General features: G+C 73.5%; 22 protein-coding genes, 2 tRNA genes and 2 pseudogenes. 9 read left to right on the top strand and 17 right to left on the bottom strand.

The annotated features are described in order from the left end of the window. Positions 1 to 43 precede the first annotated feature (43 nt). The 5 genes and pseudogenes from ACZ597_RS12520 to ACZ597_RS12540 all read right to left on the bottom strand — a co-directional run bounded on the left by ACZ597_RS12520 (position 44) and on the right by ACZ597_RS12540 (position 4,822). Positions 44 to 723 (bottom strand): annotated as a pseudogene (locus tag ACZ597_RS12520) (hypothetical protein). A 775-nt stretch (positions 724 to 1,498) separates the two neighbouring features. Beyond that, entirely contained in the window at positions 1,499 to 2,170 is a 672-nt protein-coding gene (locus tag ACZ597_RS12525; protein ID WP_471328307.1) for a DUF4360 domain-containing protein, read from the bottom strand. Between the two features lie 41 nt (positions 2,171 to 2,211). After that, positions 2,212 to 2,874 carry a DUF4360 domain-containing protein gene (locus ACZ597_RS12530; RefSeq protein ID WP_471328309.1) on the bottom strand — a complete coding sequence of 221 codons (663 nt, stop codon included), beginning with the start codon at positions 2,872 to 2,874 and terminating at the stop codon, positions 2,212 to 2,214. Between the two features lie 267 nt (positions 2,875 to 3,141). Beyond that, a complete protein-coding gene (locus tag ACZ597_RS12535) occupies positions 3,142 to 4,050 on the bottom strand; it encodes an SDR family oxidoreductase (RefSeq protein WP_471328311.1) in 909 nt (302 codons plus the stop codon). A 7-nt stretch (positions 4,051 to 4,057) separates the two neighbouring features. Next, positions 4,058 to 4,822, bottom strand: a complete 765-nt coding sequence (locus tag ACZ597_RS12540; RefSeq protein ID WP_471328313.1) for an SDR family oxidoreductase — start codon at positions 4,820 to 4,822, stop codon at positions 4,058 to 4,060. Between the two features lie 56 nt (positions 4,823 to 4,878). Here ACZ597_RS12540 and ACZ597_RS12545 point away from each other — a divergent pair, with 56 nt between their 5' ends. From ACZ597_RS12545 to ACZ597_RS12565, 5 genes are read left to right on the top strand one after another with little or no spacing between them, the layout of a single operon-like run. Beyond that, positions 4,879 to 5,628, top strand: coding sequence for an enoyl-CoA hydratase family protein (locus ACZ597_RS12545; RefSeq protein ID WP_471328315.1), 750 nt, complete (start codon positions 4,879 to 4,881; stop codon positions 5,626 to 5,628). Next, positions 5,625 to 6,476, top strand: a complete 852-nt coding sequence (locus tag ACZ597_RS12550; protein WP_471328317.1) for a CoA transferase subunit A — start codon at positions 5,625 to 5,627, stop codon at positions 6,474 to 6,476. Before ACZ597_RS12545 ends, ACZ597_RS12550 begins: the two co-directional genes overlap by 4 nt. Continuing rightward, a complete protein-coding gene (locus ACZ597_RS12555) occupies positions 6,473 to 7,210 on the top strand; it encodes a CoA-transferase subunit beta (RefSeq protein ID WP_471328319.1) in 738 nt (245 codons plus the stop codon). The genes ACZ597_RS12550 and ACZ597_RS12555 overlap by 4 nt, the downstream gene beginning before the upstream one ends. A gap of 30 nt (positions 7,211 to 7,240) precedes the next feature. Further along, positions 7,241 to 8,308: an NAD(P)H-dependent flavin oxidoreductase gene (locus ACZ597_RS12560; protein ID WP_471328321.1), complete on the top strand. Its 1,068-nt coding sequence runs from the start codon at positions 7,241 to 7,243 to the stop codon at positions 8,306 to 8,308. Between the two features lie 30 nt (positions 8,309 to 8,338). After that, a complete protein-coding gene (locus tag ACZ597_RS12565; protein WP_471328323.1) occupies positions 8,339 to 9,277 on the top strand; it encodes a tyrosine-protein phosphatase in 939 nt (312 codons plus the stop codon). A gap of 90 nt (positions 9,278 to 9,367) precedes the next feature. Here the strand turns inward: ACZ597_RS12565 and ACZ597_RS12570 are convergent, their stop codons facing one another. The 6 genes from ACZ597_RS12570 to ACZ597_RS12595 all read right to left on the bottom strand — a co-directional run bounded on the left by ACZ597_RS12570 (position 9,368) and on the right by ACZ597_RS12595 (position 15,276). Next, the gene (locus tag ACZ597_RS12570) at positions 9,368 to 11,032 is read right to left on the bottom strand and encodes a DEAD/DEAH box helicase (protein ID WP_471328325.1); all 1,665 of its coding nucleotides are present in this window, start codon (positions 11,030 to 11,032) and stop codon (positions 9,368 to 9,370) included. 101 nt (positions 11,033 to 11,133) lie between these two features. After that, the gene (locus ACZ597_RS12575; protein WP_007263537.1) at positions 11,134 to 11,337 is read right to left on the bottom strand and encodes a cold-shock protein; all 204 of its coding nucleotides are present in this window, start codon (positions 11,335 to 11,337) and stop codon (positions 11,134 to 11,136) included. A 200-nt stretch (positions 11,338 to 11,537) separates the two neighbouring features. Continuing rightward, on the bottom strand, positions 11,538 to 12,695 hold the full coding sequence (locus ACZ597_RS12580) for an acetyl-CoA C-acetyltransferase (RefSeq protein ID WP_471328327.1): 1,158 nt from the start codon (positions 12,693 to 12,695) through the stop codon (positions 11,538 to 11,540). A gap of 20 nt (positions 12,696 to 12,715) precedes the next feature. After that, positions 12,716 to 13,333, bottom strand: coding sequence for a TetR/AcrR family transcriptional regulator (locus tag ACZ597_RS12585; protein WP_405981157.1), 618 nt, complete (start codon positions 13,331 to 13,333; stop codon positions 12,716 to 12,718). A 15-nt stretch (positions 13,334 to 13,348) separates the two neighbouring features. Beyond that, positions 13,349 to 14,131, bottom strand: coding sequence for an SDR family oxidoreductase (locus ACZ597_RS12590; RefSeq protein WP_471328329.1), 783 nt, complete (start codon positions 14,129 to 14,131; stop codon positions 13,349 to 13,351). Beyond that, positions 14,128 to 15,276 (bottom strand): acyl-CoA dehydrogenase family protein, encoded by a 1,149-nt coding sequence (locus tag ACZ597_RS12595; RefSeq protein WP_471328331.1) that lies wholly within the window; start codon positions 15,274 to 15,276, stop codon positions 14,128 to 14,130. The genes ACZ597_RS12590 and ACZ597_RS12595 overlap by 4 nt, the downstream gene beginning before the upstream one ends. 46 nt (positions 15,277 to 15,322) lie before the next feature. Here ACZ597_RS12595 and ACZ597_RS12600 point away from each other — a divergent pair, with 46 nt between their 5' ends. From ACZ597_RS12600 to ACZ597_RS12610, 3 genes are read left to right on the top strand one after another with little or no spacing between them, the layout of a single operon-like run. Then, positions 15,323 to 16,252 carry an enoyl-CoA hydratase gene (locus tag ACZ597_RS12600; RefSeq protein WP_471328333.1) on the top strand — a complete coding sequence of 310 codons (930 nt, stop codon included), beginning with the start codon at positions 15,323 to 15,325 and terminating at the stop codon, positions 16,250 to 16,252. After that, the gene (locus ACZ597_RS12605) at positions 16,249 to 17,394 is read left to right on the top strand and encodes an acyl-CoA dehydrogenase family protein (protein ID WP_471328335.1); all 1,146 of its coding nucleotides are present in this window, start codon (positions 16,249 to 16,251) and stop codon (positions 17,392 to 17,394) included. Before ACZ597_RS12600 ends, ACZ597_RS12605 begins: the two co-directional genes overlap by 4 nt. Further along, complete coding sequence (locus tag ACZ597_RS12610) at positions 17,394 to 18,365, top strand: acyl-CoA dehydrogenase family protein (protein ID WP_471328337.1); 972 nt, start codon at positions 17,394 to 17,396, stop codon at positions 18,363 to 18,365. The genes ACZ597_RS12605 and ACZ597_RS12610 overlap by 1 nt, the downstream gene beginning before the upstream one ends. A gap of 53 nt (positions 18,366 to 18,418) precedes the next feature. Here the strand turns inward: ACZ597_RS12610 and ACZ597_RS12615 are convergent. From ACZ597_RS12615 to ACZ597_RS12625, 3 genes and pseudogenes are all read right to left on the bottom strand, one after another. Further along, positions 18,419 to 18,541, bottom strand: a pseudogene (locus ACZ597_RS12615) (ADP-ribosylation/crystallin J1); the annotation flags it as partial. A gap of 84 nt (positions 18,542 to 18,625) precedes the next feature. After that, positions 18,626 to 18,699 (bottom strand) — tRNA-Lys (locus ACZ597_RS12620). 138 nt (positions 18,700 to 18,837) lie between these two features. Then, entirely contained in the window at positions 18,838 to 19,167 is a 330-nt protein-coding gene (locus ACZ597_RS12625; protein ID WP_471328338.1) for a hypothetical protein, read from the bottom strand. A gap of 65 nt (positions 19,168 to 19,232) precedes the next feature. Between ACZ597_RS12625 and ACZ597_RS12630 the strand changes: the two genes are divergently transcribed. Then, a tRNA-Ala gene (locus tag ACZ597_RS12630) sits at positions 19,233 to 19,307 on the top strand. Positions 19,308 to 19,317: 10 nt separating this feature from the next. Here ACZ597_RS12630 and ACZ597_RS12635 read toward each other — a convergent pair. The 3 genes from ACZ597_RS12635 to ACZ597_RS12645 are packed head-to-tail and all read right to left on the bottom strand — an operon-like array spanning position 19,318 to position 22,065. After that, a complete protein-coding gene (locus ACZ597_RS12635; protein ID WP_471328339.1) occupies positions 19,318 to 20,208 on the bottom strand; it encodes an alpha/beta hydrolase in 891 nt (296 codons plus the stop codon). After that, the gene (locus tag ACZ597_RS12640) at positions 20,205 to 20,933 is read right to left on the bottom strand and encodes an SDR family NAD(P)-dependent oxidoreductase (protein WP_471328340.1); all 729 of its coding nucleotides are present in this window, start codon (positions 20,931 to 20,933) and stop codon (positions 20,205 to 20,207) included. The genes ACZ597_RS12635 and ACZ597_RS12640 overlap by 4 nt, the downstream gene beginning before the upstream one ends. Before the next feature lies 1 nt (position 20,934). Further along, positions 20,935 to 22,065 carry an LLM class flavin-dependent oxidoreductase gene (locus ACZ597_RS12645; RefSeq protein ID WP_471328342.1) on the bottom strand — a complete coding sequence of 377 codons (1,131 nt, stop codon included), beginning with the start codon at positions 22,063 to 22,065 and terminating at the stop codon, positions 20,935 to 20,937. Positions 22,066 to 22,148: the final 83 nt, after the last annotated feature.

Below are 22,148 nucleotides of genomic sequence, written 5' to 3' on the forward strand. Positions count from 1 at the left end.
CGCCCTCCACTTCTTCGGGATGAGCGGTCGGGACGGGGCGGAATCAGAGGCTTGACGCGGCCCGGCGCTCGGCGGCGAGTTCGACCGCGATGTCGATCAGCTGGTCCTCCTGGCCGCCGACCAGTCGGCGTTCACCGGCGCGCAGCAGGATCTCGGCGCCGGGGACGCCGTAGCGCTCCGCCTGGCGCCAGGCGTGCTTGAGGAAGCTTGAGTAGACCCCGGCGTGGCCCATGAGCAGGGACATCCGGTCGAGGCGGCACTCCTCGTCCATGACGGGGCGGACCACGTCCTCGGCCGCGTCGATGAGCCGACGGTCTCCAGGCCCATCTCCCGGGCGAGGCCGAAGTGCTGGACGGAGATGTCGGCCTCGGTGCAGTGGGTGGCGATCCGGCAGATGCTCCCGCCGCTCGCGTGGGCGGCGCGGATGTCGTCCTTGACGCCCAGTCCGGGGAGCGTCAGGAAGGCGATCTTCGCGCGGCGGGCGGTCTCGGCGGCGGCCCTGATCAGCTCCTGCTCGGGGGTCTTCGAGAAGCCGTAGGTGAAGGAGGAGCCGCCGAGGCCGTCGCCGTGCGCGACCTCGATGACGGGCACGCCCGCGTCGTCCAGGGCGGCCACGACGGCCCGTACGTCCTCGGTCGTGAACCGGTGGCGCCTGGCGTGGGAGCCGTCGCGCAGGGAGGAGTCGGTGACGCGGACGTCCAGCGTGTCGGAGTACGTCTTCACAGGTGGAGGCCCTTCGCGAACTCCTCGCCGACCCCCGTGGCGGCGGGTGCAGGATCCGGGGAGGATCAGGTGGCCCTTGCGCAGGGGGACGCCGAACCGGGCGACGGTGCGGGCCAGCCAGGCCACGGCGGTGGCGGGGTCGCCGAGCACGGCGTCGGAGCGGCCGGCGGCGAGGGTTTCGCCGTCGCCGTCGAGGCGGGCCTCGACGGCCTTGAGGTCCAGCTCGCGCGGGTCGCGGCCCTCGCCGATGGCGTAGCCGGCGGAGGAGGCGTTGTCGGCGATGGTGATCCGCCAGTCCGCGATGCGGCTGTCGATGAGCTCCAGGGCGGGCACGACGGGTTCGGCGACGCCCATCATGGCCTGCATGACGGGCGACGAGAGGCCGACCTTGTGGCCGGTCACGGTGGCGCCGTCGGCGCAGCGGCGGCGGACGTTCAGGAGCTGGATCTCGTACGCGTCCTGCGTGCCGATCCCCTCGAACAGCTCGGCCAGCGGCCGTACCGGCGTCCGTGACAGCTCCGCCGCGCGCAGCAGCTCGGCGGCCTCGCGCCTGAGCCGGTCGTTCGGCATGGGGGTCCTCCCGGCTGCGGTGGTGTGTGGTGCCGCAGACGGTAGGCGCGGGGCGGTGGCGGGCGGGAGGCGGTGTTCCCGCTGAGCGGGAAAGGGGCGGCGGGCCGGGGCCCGCAGGGCCCGGCCCGCCCCTGTTCCCCTTCCGCTAGGGCTTGTTCTTCCAGGGCCTGTTCTTTTAGGGCCTGTTCTTTCAGGGCCTGTTCTTTCAGGTCTTGTTCTTCGGGCCGCCCGGGCAGACCTGCCAGGCGAGGTGGTAGAGGGTGCTGACGCTGGCGTCGGTGGAGTCCATGGCCATGAAGCTCGTGGTCTGGGGGCTGGAGGTGCCGGCGTTCACGCGCAGTTCGGTGTTGATGTTGAAGTTGCGCTTCTCACCGCACGGGGCCCAGACGAGGTCGGCGTATTCCGTCTTGTCGCTCGTCTGCCAGTTGTCGTTGAGGGGGCCGGTGAACTGGTGGGTGCGCTGGGACGTCTGCGGCATTCCCTGGAAGTAGTAGTTCGCCCGTTCCTGGCCGGACGCGCCGGGCTGGAGGAAGGCGAATCCGCGGTAGTCGGCCTGGACGATGGCGTAGGTGAAGCCGGAGGGCACGTGGACGCGGAGGTTGAGCTGGCAGTTCTTGCGGAAGGCGGTGGGCGGGGCGCCGGGGCCGACCTGGGCCATGTAGTCGCTGTAGGTGACGGTGAAGGCGGTGTTGTCGGGGGCTACGGCGACCTGGGCGGTGCCTTCGCGGCAGCCGGAGCCGTTGACGGTGGCGAGTTCGATCACGATCTTGTCGGGCGGGACGGTGATGGGGCCGCCGGCGGCGGCGGGGGTGGACGCCGTGACCAGCGCGGCGGCCGCGGCGCCGATGAGCAGGGTGCGGGTCCTGGGACGAGACATCGTTGTCACTCCTGACCTTCGGGTGGCTTCAGGCGCTGGCGTCAGCGGGCGGGACATTCCTTCCACTCGAAGTGGTAGACGGTGCTGACGCTGCCGTCGGTCGAGTCCATGCTCATGAAGCTCAGCGCCTGCGGGCTGGAGGTGCCCGCGTAGACCCGCAGTTCGGTGTTGACGTTGAGGTTGCGCTCCTCGCCGCAGGGGGCCCAGACGAGGTCGGCGTACTCGGTCTGGTCGCCGGCCTGCCAGTTGTCGGTGAAGGGGCCGTTGAACTGGTGGGTGGTGCGGGCGGTCTGGGGGGTGCCCTGGAAGTAGTAGTTCGCCCGCTCCTGGCCGTAGGCCCCGCGCTGGAGGTGGGCGAAGCCGCGGTAGTCCGCGCGGGCGATGGCGTACGTGAACCCCTGGGGGACGTGGATGCGCAGGGCCAGCTGGCAGTTCTTGCGGAACTCGGTGCCGCCGGAGCCGGCGCCGGTCTGGGCGAGGTAGTTGCTGTAGGTGACGGTGAAGGCCGTGTTGTCGGAGGCGGCGGCGACGCTGGCGGTGCCCTGGGGGCAGCCGGAGCCGTTGACGCCGACGACGTCGACGGTGATGCGGCCGGGCGGCGGGATGTACGGGGGATCGGCCGGGGCGTGTGCCTGTGCGGGTGCGGCGGCCACGGCCGACAGCACCGTGATGGCGGCGCCGACGGCGATTCTGCGGAGCGGCATGTCGGGGTCTCCCTTCGTCGGGATTCGGCGTGGACATGCCATCACGGTGCCGCAGGGGCGGGGAGGGCGTGATACGGCCAACGCCGCTTCGGGGTGTTCCCGGGGCCGCTCCCTGGCCGGAACCGGCGGAGCGGGCGCGTCCGCCGCACCGCCCATCAGCCCGGCCCGGCCGCCTCTGATCCACCCCACCCCCCACGATGGCCGGTTCCCCGACCCCGTCAGGGCCGAGGCGCCCGCCGGGCGACCGGGCCGGGGCCGGGGCCCGGGCTACCGGGCGCCGTACACCGGGTGCGGGGGCTCCGCGTCCGCGAGGAGCTTCGTCACGGCCACCCCCGCCCCGGACGGGGTCCAGCGGGCGCCGAGGTCGGCGGTGGGGCCGGGACGCCAGCCCTCCATCACCGTGATCCGGCCGCCCTCCGCCTCGAAGACCCGGCCCGTGACGCCGGCGGAGGCCTCGGAGCCCAGCCACACGACCAGCGGTGACACGTTCTCCGGAGCCATCGCGTCGAAGCCCCCTGCCCCCGGCGCGGCCATCGACTCGGCGAAGGTCTGCTCCGTCATCCGGGTCCGCGCCGCCGGGGCGATCGCGTTGACCTGGACCCCGTACCGCTCCATCTCGGCCGCCGCCACCAGCGTCAGGCCGAGGATCCCCGCCTTGGCCGCGCTGTAGTTGCCCTGGCCGACGGAGCCCAGCAGTCCCGCCCCCGAGGACGTGTTGACCACCCGGGCGGCCCGCGGGCGCCCGGCCTTCGCCTCGGCCCGCCACCACGCGCCCGCCGCCCGCAGCGGCAGGAAGTGCCCCTTGAGGTGCACCCGCATCACCGCGTCCCAGTCGGCCTCCCCGAGGTTGACCAGCATCCGGTCCCGCAGGAACCCGGCGTTGTTGACCAGGGTGTCCAGGCCGCCGAAGGCGGAGACCGCGCAGTCCACCAGCGAGGCCGCGCCCTGCTCCGAGGCTATGTCCCCGCCGTGGGCCACCGCCTCTCCGCCCAGCGCACGGATCTCCTCGACGACCAGCGACGCCGGGCTGTCGGGCCCCGGGCGGCCGTCGAGGCCCACTCCGAGGTCGTTGACGACCACCCGCGCGCCCTCCGCCGCGAAGGCCAGGGCGTGGGCCCGGCCCAGCCCCCGTCCCGCGCCCGTCACGATCACCACGCGTCCGTCCGCAATGCCCATGTCCGCCTCAGCTCTCCTTGTTGACCGTTGCCGCGTCCAGGAACGCGGGGCGCTCCCCGCCCCCGTGCACCAGCAGGCTCGCGCCGCTGACGTAGCCCGCCCGGCCGGAGGCCAGGAACACCGCCGCCTCCCCCACGTCCGAGGGCTCGGCCAGCCGCCCCAGCGGCACGGTGGCGCCGACCGCCGCGATGCCGGCGTCGTCCCCGTAGTGCAGGTGTGCCAGCTCGGTCCGCACCATGCCCAGGACGAGCGAGTTGACGCGCACTTCGGGCGCCCATTCCACGGCCATCGAGCGGGCGAGGTTCTCCAGGCCCGCCTTGGCCGCGCCGTAGGCCGCCGTTCCGGGCGAGGGGCGGGTGCCGCTGACGCTGCCGACCATCACCACCGAGCCGCGGCTCTCGCGCAGCCACGGGTAGGCGGCGAGCGAGGCCGTCATCGGGGCCACCAGGTTGAGTTCGACGACCCGCGCGTGCCGCTCGGCACCGCCCTCCCCCAGCAGCCGGTACGGGGTCCCGCCGGCGTTGTTGACCAGGCAGTCCAGCCGCCCGTGGCGCTCGCCGACGGCGTCGAGGAACTCCCGTACGGCAGCCGGGTCGCGCAGGTCCACGGCGGCGAAGGCGGCCCGCCGCCCATCCGCCGCCACCGGTTCCTCCGGCGGCCGCCGGGCGCAGACGACGACCTGCGCCCCGGCCGCGAGGAACGAGCGGGCGATCCCGGCCCCCACGCCGCGGGTTCCGCCGGTGACGACGACAACCCTCCCCTTGAGCTCCATCGGCTGCTACCTTCCTCACCTAACAAATGTTTGGTGGAAAGGTAGCTGATCCGCTCATGGGTGTCTCCACCTCCGGCCCGGCCAAGGGCATCGCACTCGTCACAGCCGACTTCCCGCCCGTCAACGCCCTCCCCGTACAGGGCTGGTACGACCTCGCCGACGCCCTGCGCGCCGCCGGCCGGGACCCCGAGGTCCGCTGCGTGGTCCTGGCCGCCGAGGGCCGGGGCTTCAACGCCGGGGTCGACATCAAGGAGATGCAGCGCGACACCGGCCACGGCGCCCTCATCGGCGCCAACCGCGGCTGCTACGAGGCCTTCGCCGCCGTCTACGAGTGCGAGGTGCCGGTGGTCGCCGCCGTGAACGGGTTCTGCCTGGGCGGCGGCATCGGCCTGGTCGGCAACGCCGACGCGATCGTGGCGGGCGAGGACGCCGTCTTCGGGCTCCCGGAACTCGACCGGGGCGCCCTCGGGGCCGCCACCCACCTGGCCCGGCTCGTCCCCCAGCACCTGATGCGGGCCCTGTACTACACCTCGCGCACCGCCACCGCCGCCGAACTCCACGCGCACGGCTCCGTCTGGAAGGTGGTCCCCCCCGAACGGCTGCGGGACGCCGCCCTGGAACTGGCCGCCGAGATCGCGAAGAAGGACGGCTACCTGATCCGGCTGGCCAAGGCCGCCATCAACGGCATCGACCCCGTGGACGTGCGCCGCAGCTACCGCTTCGAACAGGGCTTCACCTTCGAGGCCAACCTCAGCGGGGTCGCCGACCGCGTCCGCGACACCTTCGGCAAAGGACAGACCGCATGACGGACAAGACGATGACCCCCGAAGAGGTGGTCGGACAGCTGGGCAGCGGGATGACCCTCGGCATCGGCGGCTGGGGCTCCCGGCGCAAGCCGATGGCCCTGGTGCGGGCGCTGCTCCGCTCCGGGATCACCGATCTCACCGTGGTCTCCTACGGCGGCCCCGACGTCGGGCTGCTGGCCGCCGCCGGACGGATCCGCAGACTCGTGGCTCCCTTCGCCACCCTCGACTCCGTCGCCCTGGAGCCGAACTTCCGGGCCGCCCGCGAGAGCGGGGCCATCGCCCTCACCGAGTACGACGAGGCCATGTTCATGTGGGGGCTGCACGCCGCCGCCAACCGCCTCCCCTTCATGCCCGTCCGGGCCGGCCTCGGCTCCGACGTGATGCGGGTCAACCCCGAACTGCGCACCGTCACCTCCCCGTACGCCGACGGCGAGGAGTTCGTCGCCGTCCCCGCCCTGCGCCTGGACGCGGCCCTGGTGCACCTCAACCGTGCCGACCGGCTCGGCAACGCCCAGTACCTGGGCCCGGACCCGTACTTCGACGACCTCTTCTGCGAGGCCGCCGACGCCGCGTACGTCTCCTGCGAACAGCTCGTGGAGACCGCCGAGCTGGCCAAGTCCGGCCCCCCGCAGTCCCTCCTGGTCAGCCGGCACTCCGTCACCGGCGTCGTGGAGACCCCGAACGGCGCGCACTTCACCTCCTGCGCGCCCGACTACGGCCGCGACGAGGCCTTCCAGAAGCTGTACGCCTCCACCCCCTGGACGGAGTTCGCCGCCCGCTTCCTGGCCGGCGGCAGCGAGCACGCCTACCAGAGCGCCGTCCGGACCTGGCACGAGGAGCAGAAGTGACCGCCGCGACCGCCGCCACCCGACAGGAATACTGCGTGATCGCCTGCGCCGAGGCCTGGCGCGACAACGGCGAGGTGCTCGCCAGCCCGATGGGGCTGATCCCCTCCTTCGGGGCCCGCCTCGCCAAGCGCACCTTCTCCCCCGACCTGCTGCTCACCGACGGCGAGGCCATGCTGGTCGGCATCGACGGCACGCCCGAGGGCTGGCTGCCGTACCGCCGCCACCTGACGATGGTCACCGGCGGCCGGCGGCACGTGATGATGGGCGCCAGCCAGATCGACCGGTACGGCAACCAGAACATCTCCTGCATCGGCGACTGGGAGCGGCCCTCCCGCCAGCTCCTCGGGGTGCGCGGCGCGCCCGTCAACACCCTGAACAACCCGGTGAGCTACTGGGTCCCCAAGCACTCCCCCCGGGTGTTCGTCGAACGCGTCGACATGGTCAGCGGGGTGGGGTACGACCGCGCCGAAGCGGCCGGCGTGACCCGCTTCCACCGGCTGCCCCGGGTGGTCAGCGACCTCGGGGTCTTCGACTTCACCGGCCCGGACCGCTCCATGCGCCTCGCGTCCCTGCACCCCGGCGTCACGGTCGAGCAGGTCCGCGCGGCGACCGGGTTCGAGCTGGCGGTCGCGGACGGGGTCCCGTACACGCGGGAGCCGAGCGCCGAGGAACTGCGGCTGATCCGCGAGGTGATCGACCCCCGGGGCCTGCGCGACCGGGAAGTCCGGGTCTGAGGCCGCGGGCCGGAGAGGCGGGAGGCAGCGATGGAGACGGCATTCACCAAGCTGGTCGGGGTCCGCTACCCGATCGTGCAGACGGGCATGGGCTGGGTCGCCGGGCCGCGCCTGGTGTCGGCGGCGGCGAACGCGGGGGCGCTGGGCATCCTGGCCTCGGCGACGATGACCACCGGGCAGCTGCGCGCGGCGGTCCGGGAGGTCGGGTCCCGTACGGACGCGCCGTTCGGGGTGAACCTGCGGGCGGACGCCGGGGACGCGGCCGAGCGGGTACGGCTGATCATCGACGAGGGCGTGCGGGTGGCCTCGTTCGCGCTCGCCCCGTCCCGGGAGCTGATCGCCCGGCTGAAGGACGCCGGGGTGGTGGTGATCCCCTCGATCGGGGCGCGCCGGCACGCCGAGAAGGTCGCGGCCTGGGGCGCGGACGCGGTGGTCGTGCAGGGCGGCGAGGGCGGCGGGCACACCGGTGACGTGGCCACCACGGTGCTGCTGCCGCAGGTGGTCGACGCCGTGGACATCCCGGTGATCGCGGCGGGCGGCTTCAGCGACGGCCGCGGCCTGGTCGCGGCCCTGGCGTACGGGGCGGCGGGCATCGCGATGGGCACCCGCTTCCTGCTGACCTCCGATTCCACCGTCCCGGACGCGGTGAAGGCCGAGTACCTGAAGGCCACGGTCAAGGACGTGACCGTCACCACGGCCGTCGACGGGCTGCCGCACCGGATGCTGCGCACCGAGCTGGTCACGGCCCTGGAGCGGTCGGGCAGCGCCGGGGCGCTGGCGCGGGCGGTCCGGCACGCCGCCGGCTTCCGGAAGCTGTCGGGCCTGTCCTGGGCGCAGATGGTGCGCGACGGCCTGGCGATGAAACACGGCAAGGACCTGTCCTGGAGCCAGGTCCTGCTGGCGGCGAACACCCCGATGCTCCTGAAGGCGTCCATGGTCGAGGGCCGTACGGACCTCGGTGTCATGGCATCGGGCCAGGTCGCGGGGGTGATCGAGGATCTTCCGTCGTGTGCGGAACTCGTCTCCCGGGTCATGGCCGAAGCACGACAGGCAATGGAAGCACTGCACTCGCTCCACACCCTGCCACCACCAGGGTGATCCCCCTTCTCCGTTACAGGAGTCGCAAAGATGAGCCGTGCCCGAATCCGCCTGGCGACCGCGGCGGCCGCCGCCGCCCTCGCCATCGGGACCCTGCCCGCCGCCTCCGCGTACGCGGCGCCGGCGGACGGCGCCGCCTCCGCCAGGCACCCGTACCACTGGCAGTACTCCCCGGAGACGATCCGGCAGATCCCCCTCCAGGGCGCCGTCAACCTCCGGGACATCGGCGGCTACCGCACCTACACCGGCGGTCAGGTCCGCCAGGGGCTGGTGTACCGCTCCGACGCGCTGAGCAAGCTGACCCCGGCGGACATCACCACCGTCTCGGGTCTCGGCCTCACGAAGGTCGTGGACTTCCGCATCCCGATGGAGCTCCAGTACGACGGCGCCGACCGGCTGCCGTCCGGGCTCTCGGCCACCTCCCGCCCGATCAGCGACCTGGGCCTGTACGGCACCCTGGTCGGCGCGATAGCCACCGGCGACCCCGTGAAGCAGGAGCAGATGCTCGGCGGCGGGCGCGCCGAGGCGTACATGCGTGACATCTACCGCACCTTCGTGACCAGCCCCGAGAACCGGGCGCAGCTGGCGACGACGCTGCGGGAGATCGCGGAGGGGAACCAGGGCCCGCTGCTGTACCACTGCACGTCCGGGAAGGACCGGACGGGCTGGCTGAGTTACGTACTGCTGCGGTCGCTGGCCGTGCCGCAGGAGACGGCCGAGCGGGACTACCTGGCCTCGAACACGTTCCGGGCGGCGTACGACGCCCAGGTGCGGGCGGGTCTGAAGCAGTCGGGTCGGATGCAGAACCCGGACCTGCTGATCCCGCTCCAGGAGGTCCGCCAGGACTACCTGGACGCGGCGACGGCGCAGCTGGAGGCCGACTACGGGAGCTTCTACGGCTACCTCACGGACGGCCTGGGCCTGGACCTGCGGACGCTGATGAAGATGCAGGACAAGCTGGTCCGCTAGCCGGGCCGCGGGGGCCGGAACGCCGGACGCCGGGCCGCGCGCGTGCTGCGCGCGGCCCGGCGTCCGGTTGTGCTTCGGGTGCCGCGGGGGTCAGACCGCCCGGCGGCGGCCCTGGCCGCCCGTGCCGACGCGGCTGCGCGCGGAGGCCGCGGCGGCACCGCCGCCGGAGCCGCCACCGCGACGGCCCTGGGCCGGGGCGCCGTTGCCCTGGCCGCCGCCCTGGCCGCGGCGGGCCTGGCCCGAGCCGGCGGCGGGGGCCTGGCCGGAGGCGGAGCCGCCGGAGCGTCGGCCGCGGCCGCCGGCCGCGGGGGCGGAGCCGGTCGGGGAGCCGCCGCGGGAGCCGCCGGAGCGACGACGGGAGGACCCGGAGCCGGAGCCGGTGCGCGGCTTGGGCTGCGGGGGCTGGGGGACCTCCAGCACCACGGGGACGCCGGAGGGCTCGCGGGCGCCGGTGAGGCGGGACAGCTCCTCGTCGGAGGACTTGACCTGCGCGGTGCGCGGGGTGATCCCGGCGTCCGACATCAGGCGGGACATGTCGCGCTTCTGGTCGGGCAGGACCAGGGTGACCACGCTGCCGGACTCGCCGGCGCGGGCGGTGCGGCCGCCGCGGTGCAGGTAGTCCTTGTGGTCGGTCGGCGGGTCCACGTTGACGACGAGGTCGAGGTCGTCGATGTGGATGCCGCGTGCGGCCACGTTGGTGGCGATCAGCGCGGTGACCTCGCCGCTCTTGAACCAGTCCAGGGTGCGGTTGCGCTGCGGCTGGGAGCGGCCGCCGTGCAGGCCGGAGGCCCGGACGCCGTCGGCCAGGAGCTTCTTGACCATGCGGTCGACGCCGCGCTTGGTGTCCACGAACATGATCACCCGGCCGTCGCGAGCGGCTATGCGCGTGGCCACGGCCTTCTTGTCGGTCTCGTCCATGACGTACAGGACGTGGTGCTCCATGGTGCTGACCGCGCCGGCGGACGGGTCCACCGAGAAGGCGACCGGGTCGCTGAGGAACATCTTGACGAGCTTGTCGATGTTCTTGTCCAGCGTCGCCGAGAACAGCATGGTCTGGCCCTCGGGCGCGACCTGCTTGAGCAGGGCGGTGACCTGCGGCATGAAGCCCATGTCGGTCATCTGGTCGGCCTCGTCGAGGACGGTGATCGTGACCTGCGAGAGGTCCGCGTCACCGCGGTCGATGAGGTCCTTGAGGCGGCCGGGGGTGGCGACGAGCACCTCGGCGCCGCGGCGCAGCGCGCCCGACTGCCGGTTGATGGACATGCCGCCGACGACGGTGGCGATGCGCAGGTTGACGGCAGTGGCGTACGGGGCCAGGGAGTCGGTCACCTGCTGCGCGAGCTCGCGGGTCGGTACGAGGACCATCGCGAGCGGGGCCTTGGGCTCGGCACGGCGGCCGGCGGTGCGGGAGAGCAGGGCCAGGCCGAAGGCGAGGGTCTTGCCGGAGCCGGTGCGGCCGCGGCCGAGCAGGTCACGGCCGGCGAGCGAGTTCGGCAGGGTTGCGGCCTGGATGGGGAACGGCTCGGTGACGCCCTGGGCGGCGAGGGTCTTCAGCAGCGCCTCGGGCATGTCCATGTCCTCGAACGCGTCGACCGGCGGGAGGGCCGGGGCCTGCGGTTCGGGCATGGTGAATTCCTGGGGCCGGGGGGCGGGGGCGGACTTCTGCCGTCCCGCGCCAGCCTTCGGACGCCCCTGTGCCGCACCTCGACCCCGGGTGGGGCGGCGGCTGGGTCGTGCGGAGCTGGAGCTGGTCATGCGAGAAAGCCCTCCTGAAACCGGCAGGTAAAACAAAGGTCGAGACAGCAGACAAGCCGGGGCCCGCACCTCGCGGTGCGGACCCCGGCATGCTGAAGAAATTAGGCGGGGAGGATGTTCTCCGCCTGGGGGCCCTTCTGGCCCTGGGTGACGTCGAAGGTCACGCGCTGACCCTCGGTGAGCTCACGGAAGCCCTGGGTGGCGATGTTCGAGTAGTGGGCGAAGACGTCCGGGCCGCCGCCGTCCTGCTCGATGAAGCCGAAGCCCTTTTCCGAGTTGAACCACTTCACGGTACCGTTAGCCATTTGAATCTCCTGAATAGGCGGCAAGGGCCCCATCCGGGAGATTCCGGGAGAAACGATAAAAGCGCCTGTCGGAGCAATCCCGTCAGGCGCACATAAAGTTCATGGGTACCACAACTGCAACGCCTCTAAGCTAGCACACCCCGGCCGGGCGGCGCTGCGACCCAGGCCATACGGCCCCAGCCCCGCCGGACGGGGCCCGGTCAGAGCCGCTCGATGATCGTCACGTTGGCCTGCCCGCCTCCCTCGCACATGGTCTGGAGGCCGTAGCGGCCGCCCGTGCGTTCCAGCTCGTGCAGCAGGGTGGTCATCAGCTTCACGCCCGTCGCGCCCAGCGGGTGGCCCAGGGCGATGGCGCCGCCGTTGACGTTGACCCGGGCCGGGTCGGCGCCCGTCTCCTTCAGCCAGGCCAGCACCACCGGCGCGAAGGCCTCGTTGATCTCGACCAGGTCGATCTCGTCCAGGGTCAGCCCGGTCTTCTTCAGGGCGTGCGCGGTCGCCGGGATCGGGGCGGACAGCATGCGGATGGGGTCCTCGCCGCGGACCGACAGGTGGTGGATGCGGGCCCGGGGGGTCAGGCCGTGCTCCGCGACCGCCCGCTCGGAGGCGATCAGCATGGCCGCCGCTCCGTCCGAGACCTGGGAGGAGACGGCCGCAGTGATGGTGCCGCCCTCGACGACCGGCTTCAGGCCGGCCATCTTCTCCGGCGTCGTGTCCCGGCGCGGGCCCTCGTCCACCGCCACGTCCCCGTACGCGACGGTCTCCCGCAGGAAGCGGCCCTCGTCGATGGCGCGGACCGCCCGCCGGTGGGAGCGCAGGGCGAACTCCTCCATGTCCTGCCGCGAGATCCCCCACTTCTCGGCGATGAGCTGCGCCCCGTGGAACTGGTTGACCGGCGCGTCCCCGTACCGGGCCCGCCAGCCGCGCGATCCCGCGTAGGGGCCCTCGGTGAGGCCCAGCGGCTCGGCGGCCTGCCGGGAGGCGAAGGCGATGGGGATCATCGACATGTTCTGCGTGCCCCCCGCGACCACCAGGTCCTGGGTCCCGGACAGGACGCCCTGCGCCGCGAAGTGCACGGCCTGCTGCGAGGACCCGCACTGCCGGTCGACGGTGACGCCGGGGACCTCCTCGGGCAGTCCGGCCGCCAGCCAGGCCGTCCGGGCGATGTCGCCCGCCTGCGGCCCGACGGTGTCCAGGCAGCCGAACACCACGTCCTCCACCGCGGCCGGGTCCACCCCGGACCGTTCGACCAGCGCCTTCAGGACGTGCGCGCCCAGGTCGGCGGGGTGCACGGCGGACAGGCCGCCGCCGCGCCGCCCCACGGGGGTGCGTACGGCGTCGACTATGTAGGCCTCGGGCATGACGGGCTCCTCAAGGGGGGTCAGGGGCGTACGGCGATCCCGTCCAGCACCATCGACAGGTACTGGCGGGCGATCTCCTCCGGGCTGTGCTGGCCGCCCGGCCGGTACCAGGACGCCGCGACCCACACCGTGTCGCGGACGAACCGGTAGGTGAGGCGGATGTCGAGGTCGGCGCGGAAGACCCGGGCGGCGACGCCCCGCTCCAGCGTCCCCAGCCACGCCTTCTCGAACTTGACCTGCGAGTCGGAGAGGTAGTGGAAGCGGGGCTGCGCGGAGAGGGTGCGGGCCTCCTTCTGGTAGATGGCGACGGCGGCCCGGTGCCGGTCGATCTCCCGGAACGACTCGGTGACGAGGGCCTCGATGGTCTCCCTGGGGCCGAGGCCGGCGGCGAGGACGGTGTCGTACCCCGCCCACAGCTCGTTCAGGAAGGCCGAGAGGATCTCGTCGAGCATCGATTCCTTGGAATCGAAGTGGTAGTAGAGGCTGCCGGCGAGCATCCCGGCGGCGTCGGCGATCTTGCGGACGGTGGTGGCGTTGTAGCCCTGGGCGGCGAAGACCTCGGCGGCGGTGTCGAGGAGTTCCCTGCGGCGCTCCGGCGAGGCGGTCACCTGCGTCTTCTTCGGCTTGTTCGTTGGCACGGGCCCATTCTGGTGCTACGCGTGCTGGCTGCTGACCGAGACGGTCTCGCCCGTCATGTACGACGAGTAGCCGCTGGCCAGGAAGACGATCACGTTGGCGATCTCCCAGGGCTCGGCGTACCGGCCGAAGGCCTCGCGGGCCGTCAGTTCGTCGAGCAGCTCCTCGCTGGTGACCTTCACCAGGTGCGGGTGCATGGCCAGGCTGGGTGCGACCGCGTTGACGCGTACGCCGAACTCCGCGGCCTCCAGGGCCGCGCAGCGGGTCAGGGCCATCACCCCGGCCTTGGCGGCGGCGTAGTGGGCCTGGCCGGTCTGGGCGCGCCAGCCGATGACGGAGGCGTTGTTGACGAGGACCCCGCCGCGTCCGGAGGCCTTCAGGGAGCGCAGGGCGGCCCGGGTACAGCGGAAGGTGCCGTTCAGGGTGACGTCGAGGACCCGGCCCCACTGTTCGTCGGTCATGTCGACGAGGGCGGCGGTGCCGCCGAGGCCGGCGTTGTTGACGACGACGTCGAGGCCGCCGTGGAGCTCCTCGGCGTGCGCGAAGAGGGCCCGGACCTGCTCCTCGGCGGTGACGTCGCAGGGCAGGGAGGCTACGCGGCCGGGCCCGAACTCGGCGGCGAGGGCGTCCTCGGTCTCCTTCAGGCGCCGGGCGTGGGCGTCGCTGATCAGGACGGTGGCGCCCTCTTCGAGGAAGCGGCGGGCCGTGGCGCCGCCGATGCCGGCTCCGGCGGCGGCGGTGATGACGGCGGTGCGGTCCTTGAGGAGCCCGTGGGCCGGGACGTACGCGGGGGCGGTCATGCCCGTACCTCCTTGGGAAGGCCGAGGATCCGCTCGGCGACGATGTTGCGCTGGATCTCGTCGGAGCCCGCGTAGAGGGTGTCCGCGCGGGAGAAGAGGAAGAGCCGCTGCCATTCGTCGAGTTCGTACGGGTCCCCGGGCGTGCCGGCCGCGGTGAGGGAGGCGGCGCCGCACACGTCCATGGCGAGTTCACCGAGGTCGCGGTGCCAGCGGGCCCAGTACAGCTTGGCCATGGAGGGGGCCGCGCCGGGGCGCTGCGCGGTGGCGCGCATGGCCTGGAGGCCGGTCCAGGCGCGGGCGAGGCGGTCGGCGATCAGCGGGTCGGCGAGGGCTCCGTTGGCGCGGGCGAGTGCGGCGAGGGCTTGGAGCTCGCGGCGGAAGCCGACCTGCTGGCCGAGGGTGGAGACGCCGCGTTCGTAGCCGAGGGTGGCCATGGCGACGGTCCAGCCGTCGCCGGGGGCGCCGACGACGTGGGCGGCGTCGGTGCGGGCTCCGTCGAAGAAGACCTCGTTGAACTCGGAGGTTCCGGTGAGCTGGGTGATGGGGCGGACCTCCACGCCGGGCTGGTCCATGGGGACGAGGAGGCAGGACAGGCCCGCGTGGCGGCGGGAGCCGGGGGTGGTGCGGGCGAGGACGAAGCACCACTGGGCCTCGTGGGCGAGGGAGGTCCAGATCTTCTGGCCGTCGACCGTCCACTGCCCGCCGTGGAGGGCGGCGCGGGTGCTGACGGCGGCGAGGTCGGAGCCGGCGTCGGGCTCGCTGTAGCCCTGGCACCACAGTTCCTCCACGGCCCGGACGGGCGGCAGGAAGCGGCGTTTCTGCGCTTCGGTGCCGTGGGCGATGAGGGTGGGGCCGAGGAGCTGCTCGCCGATGTGGTTGACGCGGGCGGGGGCGTCGGCGAGGGCGTACTCCTCGTGGAAGGCGATCTGCTGGGCGGTGGTCGCGCCGCGCCCGCCGTACTCGACGGGCCAGCCGACGCAGGTCCAGCCGTGGGCCGCCATGTGCCGCTCCCAGGCGAGGCGGCCGGCGAAGGCCTCGTGTTCCCGGCCCGGTCCGCCGCGTCCCTTGAGTGCCGCGAACCCGCCGGTGAGGTGGGCGCGGAGCCAACTGCGGACCTCGGTGCGGAACTCCTCGACGCTGCTCATGGCCGTACGTTAACCTACCAAACACTTGTTAGGGAAGGATGTGCCGATGCCCGCCGCCGACGCCCATGCCGAAGGCTCCCCCGCCGACCCGCCCGCGGATCCGTCCGCAGACTCCCCGGTGCTGTACGCGGTCCGCGGCCCCGTCGCGTACGTGACCATGAACCGCCCCCGCTACCGCAACGCCCAGAACAGCGCGATGACCTACGCCCTGGACGACGCCTTCTACCGGGCCGCCGGCGACCCCGCCGTGAAGGCGGTCGTCCTGGCCGGGGCCGGCGGACACTTCTCGGCGGGCCACGACATCGGCACCCCGGGCCGCGACGCCCACCTGCCCTTCGAACGGCGCGCCGGACTGTGGTGGGACCACACCGCGCGGCCCGGCGCCGAGTCCCGGTTCGCCCGGGAGTCGGAGGTGTACCTCGGGATGTGCCGGCGCTGGCGGGAGCTGCCCAAGCCGGTGATCGCCTCCGTCCAGGGGGCGTGCGTGGCGGGCGGGCTGATGCTGGCCTGGGTCTGCGACCTGATCGTGGCGAGCGAGGACGCCTTCTTCGCGGACCCGGTGGTGCGGATGGGCATCCCCGGCGTCGAGTACTTCGCGCACCCCTGGGCGATGCCCCCGCGCATCGCCCGGGAGTTCCTCTACACCGGCGACCGGATGCCGGCCCGCCGGGCGTACGAGGTCGGCATGGTCAACCGGGTCGTGGCACGGGCGGACCTCACGGAGGAGACCGACAGGCTGGTGCGGCGGATCGCCGAGATGCCCGGCTTCGGCCTGGCCCTGGCCAAACGGGCCCTCAACCAGGCCGAGGACCTCCAGGGCCTGCACACCGGCATGGACTCGGTCTTCGGCCTGCACCACCTGGCACACGCCCACAACGCCGAGACGGCGGCGGATTCCCTCGGCGGCATGAACCTGGCCGCCATGAAGGAGGCCGTGATGAAGGAGGCCGTGATGAAGGAGGCGGGCACCCCGTGAACCTCGACCACTCCCCCGAGGTGGAGGCCTTCCGGGCGGAGGCCCGCGACTGGCTCCGCTCCCACGTCCCGGCCCGCCCCCTGCCCTCCCTGGAGACGGAAGGGGGATTCGCCGCGCACCGCGAGTGGGAGGCGCTGCTCCACGCGGACCGGTGGTCGGCGGTGTCCTGGCCCGAGGAGTACGGGGGCCGGGGCGCGGACATCGAGCGGTGGCTCGTCTTCGAGGAGGAGTACTGGGCGTCGGGCGCCCCCGGCCGGGTCTCGCAGAACGGCATCAGCCTGCTGGCCCCGACGCTGTTCGACCACGCCACCGCCGAGCAGCGGGCGCGCGTACTGCCCCCCATGGCGAGCGGCGAGGTGATCTGGGCGCAGGCCTGGTCGGAACCCGAGTCCGGCTCCGACCTCGCCTCGCTCAGCTCGCGGGCGGAGCGTACGGACGGCGGCTGGCTGCTGCACGGGCAGAAGACCTGGTCCTCGCGGGCCGCCTTCGCCGACCGGGCCTTCGGCATCTTCCGCACCGGTCCGGGAGCGCCGAAGCCGCACCAGGGGCTGACCTACCTGATGTTCGACCTGCGGGCGCCCGGGGTGACGGTCCGGCCCATCGGCCGCCTCGACGGCAAGCCGGCCTTCGCGGAGCTCTTCCTCGACGGGGTGTTCGTCCCCGACGAGGACGTGATCGGCGACCCCGGGCAGGGCTGGCGGATCGCGATGTCCACCACCGGCAACGAGCGGGGGCTGACCCTGCGCTCCCCCGGCCGGTTCCTGGCCGCCGCCGACCGGCTGACCAGGCTGTGGCGCGCGCAGGGCGACCCCGCCGACACGGCGCTGCGCGACCGGGTCGCGGACGCGGTGGTCGGGGCCCGCGCCTACGAGCTGTTCACCTGGACGGGCGCCTCCCGCTTCGCGGCGGGCGAGCGGATCGGCGCCGAGTCCAGCCTGAACAAGGTGTTCTGGTCCCAGTACGACATGGCCCTGCACGAGACGGCCCTGGACCTGCTGGGCGCGGACGCGGAGCTCGCCGAGGGCGAGTGGGCCGAACCGTGGGTCTTCTCGCTGGCCGGGCCGATCTACGCGGGCACGAACGAGATCCAGCGCGACATCATCGCCGAGCGGCTGCTCGGCCTCCCGAAGGGCCGCCGCTGATGCGCTTCCTGCCGACCGAGGAACAGTCCGACTACGCCGGCACGCTGCGCTCCCTGCTGGGCGCGGCCGGGGTCCCGGCGGCCGTACGGGCCTGGGCGGCCGGGGAGCACGGGCCCGGGCGGGCCCTGTGGTCCAGGCTCGCCGGGACGGGCCTGTTCGCGCTGGCCGTGCCGGAGGCGTACGACGGCGTGGGCCCGCTGCCGGTGGAGCTGGCGCTCGGCTTCGTGGAGCTGGGGCGGGCCGGGGTGCCGGGCCCGGTGGTGGAGACGGCGGCGGCCGCGGTGCTCCTCGCCGAGCTGGGCGACGGGACGCTGTCGAAGCGCTTCCTGCCGGGGCTGGCCTCGGGCGAGGCGTCGGCGACGGTGACGCTGCCGGGCGGCTCCCCGTACGCCCTGGACTCGGACGCGGTGACGCACCGCTTCACGGTGACGGAGACCGGCGAGCTGCGGCTGGCCGCCGGGCCCGGCGATCCGCTGGCGTCCACCGACCCGGCGAGGCGGCTGTACCGGCCGGCCGGGGACGGGGAACTGCTGGCGGCGGGCCCGGCGGTGACCGCGGCGGCGGGGACGGCCCTGCGCTGGGCGCGGCTGCTCACGGCTGCGCAGTGCCTGGGCGTGGGCGAGGCGCTGCTGGCCCGGACGGTGGAGTACGCGAAGCAGCGCACCCAGTTCGGTACGCCGATCGGCGGCTTCCAGGCCGTCAAGCACCGGCTGGCGGACACCCTGCTGGCACTGGAGTTCTCCCGGCCCCTGCTGTGGGCGGCGGCGCTGTCGCTGTCCCGCCGGGACGTGGCGGCGGCGAAGCTGACCGCCGGCGAGGCGGCGTACGCTGCCGCGCTCACCGCCCTCCAGCTGCACGGCGCGGTCGGCTACACCGAGGAGCTGGACCTCTCCCTGTGGCTGCGCAAGGCCCGCCCGCTGCGCGACGCGTGGGGCGGGCCGTCGCAGTGCCGGGCGGAGGTGGTGGGTTAGGCCGTCCCTTCCGGATCCCGCGGGCCGGGCGGGATCCGGAAGGGGCGGCCTAAGTTGAGCACGGGATAGAAGATCGGCTGCTCCGGCAGGCGCGGCGGCCAGGCCCGCCAGTCGAGTGCGCGCACCAGTTCGAGCTCGACGGGGCCAGTGGGACGCCAGAGGGTGGTGGTTGACATGCCCGCGACCCTAGGCGAGCCCACTCCCGGACGGAAACGACTTCGGGCGGCCCCCGGTGAACCGGAAACCGCCCGAAGGACAGGTGCGCCGCCAGGGACTCGAACCCCGGACCCGCTGATTAAGAGTCAGCTGCTCTAACCAACTGAGCTAGCGGCGCCTCGGGAGAGAAAATACCCGGTCCGCGGAGGTCCTCCAAATCGCCCCCGCGAACGGGCCGCCGGACCCGCCCGGCAGCGCGTTCCCCCGCCGTCAGCTCCACGGTCCGTGCGGTACGGCTAGCCGCCGGCCGCTGCTCCTACGCCCGGCGCCGCGGCCGGCGGCGCCCGCGCAGGGACAGCCGCATCAGCACCGCCGTCTGGAACAGCAGCAGGGCCCCGAGGCCCACCACGGCGGGCAGGGCGCGCCCCTCCCAGGCCGTGGCTCCGAGCCGGGCGGCAGCCACCGCGGTCAGCGCGACCAGGAAGCGGCCGGCGAACTCCGCCTCGGTGCCGTGCGGTACGGCCGAGCCGGCCACGAACACCGCCAGCAGCACGGGGATCCACGGCGTCCCGGGGTCGCGCAGCAGCGCGGCGGCCCCGGACTCCACGGCGAGGAGCAGGAGGGTGCGCAGCAGGAAGGCAGGCATGGACACATCATGCCGGGGCCATTGCCGTGCACACCCCGCCCGGTGCCGTCTAGGATCCGGCTCAAGCGGGGTCGTAGCACAGAGGTAGTGCGCCTACACGGCATGGAGGAGGACGCCGGTTCGAATCCGGCCGCCCCGCCCCTCACCTCTTCACGGCGTCGCCGCCAGCCAGGCCGCCGCTCCGGACACCGCCGTCCGCGCGGCCGGCAGGGGCAGGCCGAGGAAGCCGTGGAAGACCCCCGGGTAGAGCCGGACCTCGCAGTCGACCCCCGCCCGCGCCAGGCGGCGCGCGTACGCCAGCCCCTCGTCCCGCAGCAGGTCGCAGTCCGCGAGGACGATCAGCGTGCGCGGCAGCCCGGCGACCTCGGCGGCCCGCAGCGGCGAGACGTGCGGGTGGGCGGGGTCGCCGCCGTACTGGTCCCAGTACCAGGCCATGTGCGCGGCGGTGTGGAAGTACCCCCGCCCGTACGCCGCCACCGACTCGGAGCCCATCGAGGCGTCCAGCGGCGGGTACACCAGCAGTTGCCCGGCGAGCAGTCCGGGGGCCCGCAGCGCGGTGACCGCCGCCAGGTTGCCCCCGCTGGAGTCCCCCGCCACCACCACCCGGTCCGGGTCGCAGCCCAGCCGGACCGCCTCGGCCCGGGCCCACAGCAGCACGGCCAGCGCGTCGTCGGCCGCCGCCGGCCAGGGGTGTTCCGGGGCGAGCCGGTAGTCGGCGGAGACGACCACCGCCCCGGAGGCCGAGGCCAGGGCGCGGCACAGGGCGTCGTGGGTGTCCGGGCCGCACATCACCCACCCGCCGCCGTGGAGGTACACGGCCAGCGGCCGGCCCGCCGCCCCGGGCGCGGGGTCGTAGACCCGTACCGGCACCCCGCCCGCGGTGGTGTCGTACACCGAGGCCACCTCCGGCCCCGCCGGGCGGGCCGGGGCCCCGGAAGCCACCGCGGCCCGGAGTGCGGCCACGTCCCCGGGCCCGGGGAAGCCGGCGGCCATGGCGTCGCACAGCCGCCGCGCGGCCTCCGACAGCTCGTCCCGCGTCATCGCGCCGTCATCCCCCCGTCGACCGCGAACTCCGCGCCCGTGATGTACGAGGACGCGTCCGAGCACAGGAACAGCACCAGTTCCCCGACCTCCCCGGGCCGGCCCATCCGCCCCAGCGGCACGTGCGACCAGTCCCGCCCCGCGACGGCGTCGGCCACCATCGGGGTGTCGATGGCCCCGGGGTGCACCGAGTTGACCCGGATCCCGTCCGGGGCCAGGTCCAGCGCCGCCGACCGGGTCAGTCCGCGCAGGCCGGACTTGGCGGAGCCGTAGGCCGCGTGGCCGGGGATGCCGACCAGCCCGGCGGTGGAGGAGACGTTGACGACGGAGCCGCCCCCGCCGGCGCGCAGCACCGGGGCCAGTGCCCGGATCCCGAGGAAGGGTCCGAGCAGGTTGACCCGCAGCAGTTCCTCGAAGCCCTCCTGGCTCTGTTCCTCGACGTGCGCGGTGCGCCACAGGGCGGCGTTGTTGACCAGTGCCGAGACCGTCCCGAAGGCTGCCACCGCCTCGCGCACCACCCCGGCCCAGCTGTCGGCGTCGGCCACGTCGTGTCGTACGTACAGGCCCCGGCCGCCCAGTCCGGCGGCGACCGCCCGGCCTTCCTCCTCGCGGAGGTCGGTGACGACGACCCGCGCGCCGGCCTCGGCGCAGAGCCGGGCCTCGGCGGCGCCCTGCCCGCGCGCGGCGCCGGTGATGACGATGACCTTGCCCTCCAGGGACCCCATGTCAGGCCTCCTGCGCGCGGAAGTGCGGGATGACCTTCTCGCCCCACTGCCGGATGGTCTCCAGGCAGGCCTCCTGCGGGACGGTGCCCATCTGGATCAGGCACATCACCTCGTCGACGCCGATCTCGCGGAGCTGCTCCACGTAGGCGATGGCCGTCTCGGCGCTGCCGTACGCGTGCTCCGCGTTGTAGGTGCCGGTGTCGACGGGGCGGGCGGGGATGCGGGCCTCGTGCAGCTTGGCGACGAGGTCGGCGCGGCCCTGCGCGAGGGCGGCGGTGTGGTCCTCGGCGGAGGCGTCCTCGGCGTAGCCGGTGGGCTCGGGCCCGTTGCCGTACCAGTGGGCGATGGACTCGGCGAAGAAGCGCTGGCCCCGGGTGCCGAGCCGCAGGGCGCGCTCGGCGTCGTCGAGGACGATGGTGGGGCAGAGGGCGGAGAGGTGGTCGTTGACGGTGCCGGAGACGAGGCGTTCGCCGCTGCGGGTGGCGATGGCCTCGTCGTAGACCTTGCGCATGGCGCGGACGTCGTCGGCGCCGGCGAAGCCCATCACGAGGGCTCCGATGCCGAGTTCGGCGGCGAGCTTGAGGGTGTCGTGCCTGGAGCAGGCCATGAACAGCGGCGGGTGCGGGTCCTGTACGGGGCGGGGCAGGACCGCTCCGGGGCCGATGTCGATGGAGCCGTGCCATTCGAAGAGGGGTTCCCTCCAGGCGGAGGCGAAGATCCGCAGCGCCTCCTCCATCTGCGGGTAGGTGTCCTCCGGGCGGACCCCGTACATGGACATCTCCTGGCGGGTGGCGCCGCGTCCGGCGCCGATGTCGACGCGGCCGCCGCTGAGCACGTCGAGCATGGCGGCGCGTTCGGCGACGCGGACGGGGTGCTGGTAGCCGAAGGGCATGGTGACGACGCCGTGGCCGATGCGGACGGTGCTGGTGCGGGCGGCGACCCAGGTCAGGAAGATCTCGGAGGCGCTCATGTGGGCGTACTGGGTCAGGGAGTGGTGTTCCACGGCCCAGATCCGGTCGAAGCCCATCTCCTCGGCGAGGACGGCCTGTTCGACGCAGTCGTGGATGACCTGGCGTTCACGTTCGGGGGTGGGGTCGACGAGCTGGGCCTCGAAGATCATCGAGAACTTCACGGAGGGTCCCTCCAACCGGCGTTTATTTCTAATAGGAATACTTCTAGCAGGCATACCCAACAGGGGGAAGGCCCGCGCGACCG

Source organism: Streptomyces sp. NPDC040718 (genome assembly GCF_055593565.1).

What these genes read in the sequence shown, in the direction of transcription:
- ACZ597_RS12595 (WP_471328331.1), bottom strand. Translation starts at nt 15,276, where the DNA reads ATGAGCAGCGTCGAGGAGTTCCGCACCGAGGTCCGCAGTTGGCTCCGC.
- ACZ597_RS12580 (WP_471328327.1), bottom strand. Translation starts at nt 12,695, where the DNA reads ATGCCCGAGGCCTACATAGTCGACGCCGTACGCACCCCCGTGGGGCGG.
- ACZ597_RS12575 (WP_007263537.1), bottom strand. Translation starts at nt 11,337, where the DNA reads ATGGCTAACGGTACCGTGAAGTGGTTCAACTCGGAAAAGGGCTTCGGC.
- ACZ597_RS12635 (WP_471328339.1), bottom strand. Translation starts at nt 20,208, where the DNA reads ATGACGCGGGACGAGCTGTCGGAGGCCGCGCGGCGGCTGTGCGACGCC.
- ACZ597_RS12610 (WP_471328337.1), top strand. Translation starts at nt 17,394, where the DNA reads ATGCGCTTCCTGCCGACCGAGGAACAGTCCGACTACGCCGGCACGCTG.
- ACZ597_RS12600 (WP_471328333.1), top strand. Translation starts at nt 15,323, where the DNA reads ATGCCCGCCGCCGACGCCCATGCCGAAGGCTCCCCCGCCGACCCGCCC.
- ACZ597_RS12640 (WP_471328340.1), bottom strand. Translation starts at nt 20,933, where the DNA reads ATGGGGTCCCTGGAGGGCAAGGTCATCGTCATCACCGGCGCCGCGCGC.
- ACZ597_RS12625 (WP_471328338.1), bottom strand. Translation starts at nt 19,167, where the DNA reads ATGCCTGCCTTCCTGCTGCGCACCCTCCTGCTCCTCGCCGTGGAGTCC.
- ACZ597_RS12530 (WP_471328309.1), bottom strand. Translation starts at nt 2,874, where the DNA reads ATGCCGCTCCGCAGAATCGCCGTCGGCGCCGCCATCACGGTGCTGTCG.
- ACZ597_RS12570 (WP_471328325.1), bottom strand. Translation starts at nt 11,032, where the DNA reads ATGACCAGCTCCAGCTCCGCACGACCCAGCCGCCGCCCCACCCGGGGT.
- ACZ597_RS12565 (WP_471328323.1), top strand. Translation starts at nt 8,339, where the DNA reads ATGAGCCGTGCCCGAATCCGCCTGGCGACCGCGGCGGCCGCCGCCGCC.
- ACZ597_RS12525 (WP_471328307.1), bottom strand. Translation starts at nt 2,170, where the DNA reads ATGTCTCGTCCCAGGACCCGCACCCTGCTCATCGGCGCCGCGGCCGCC.
- ACZ597_RS12590 (WP_471328329.1), bottom strand. Translation starts at nt 14,131, where the DNA reads ATGACCGCCCCCGCGTACGTCCCGGCCCACGGGCTCCTCAAGGACCGC.
- ACZ597_RS12540 (WP_471328313.1), bottom strand. Translation starts at nt 4,822, where the DNA reads ATGGAGCTCAAGGGGAGGGTTGTCGTCGTCACCGGCGGAACCCGCGGC.
- ACZ597_RS12550 (WP_471328317.1), top strand. Translation starts at nt 5,625, where the DNA reads ATGACGGACAAGACGATGACCCCCGAAGAGGTGGTCGGACAGCTGGGC.
- ACZ597_RS12535 (WP_471328311.1), bottom strand. Translation starts at nt 4,050, where the DNA reads ATGGGCATTGCGGACGGACGCGTGGTGATCGTGACGGGCGCGGGACGG.
- ACZ597_RS12560 (WP_471328321.1), top strand. Translation starts at nt 7,241, where the DNA reads ATGGAGACGGCATTCACCAAGCTGGTCGGGGTCCGCTACCCGATCGTG.
- ACZ597_RS12545 (WP_471328315.1), top strand. Translation starts at nt 4,879, where the DNA reads ATGGGTGTCTCCACCTCCGGCCCGGCCAAGGGCATCGCACTCGTCACA.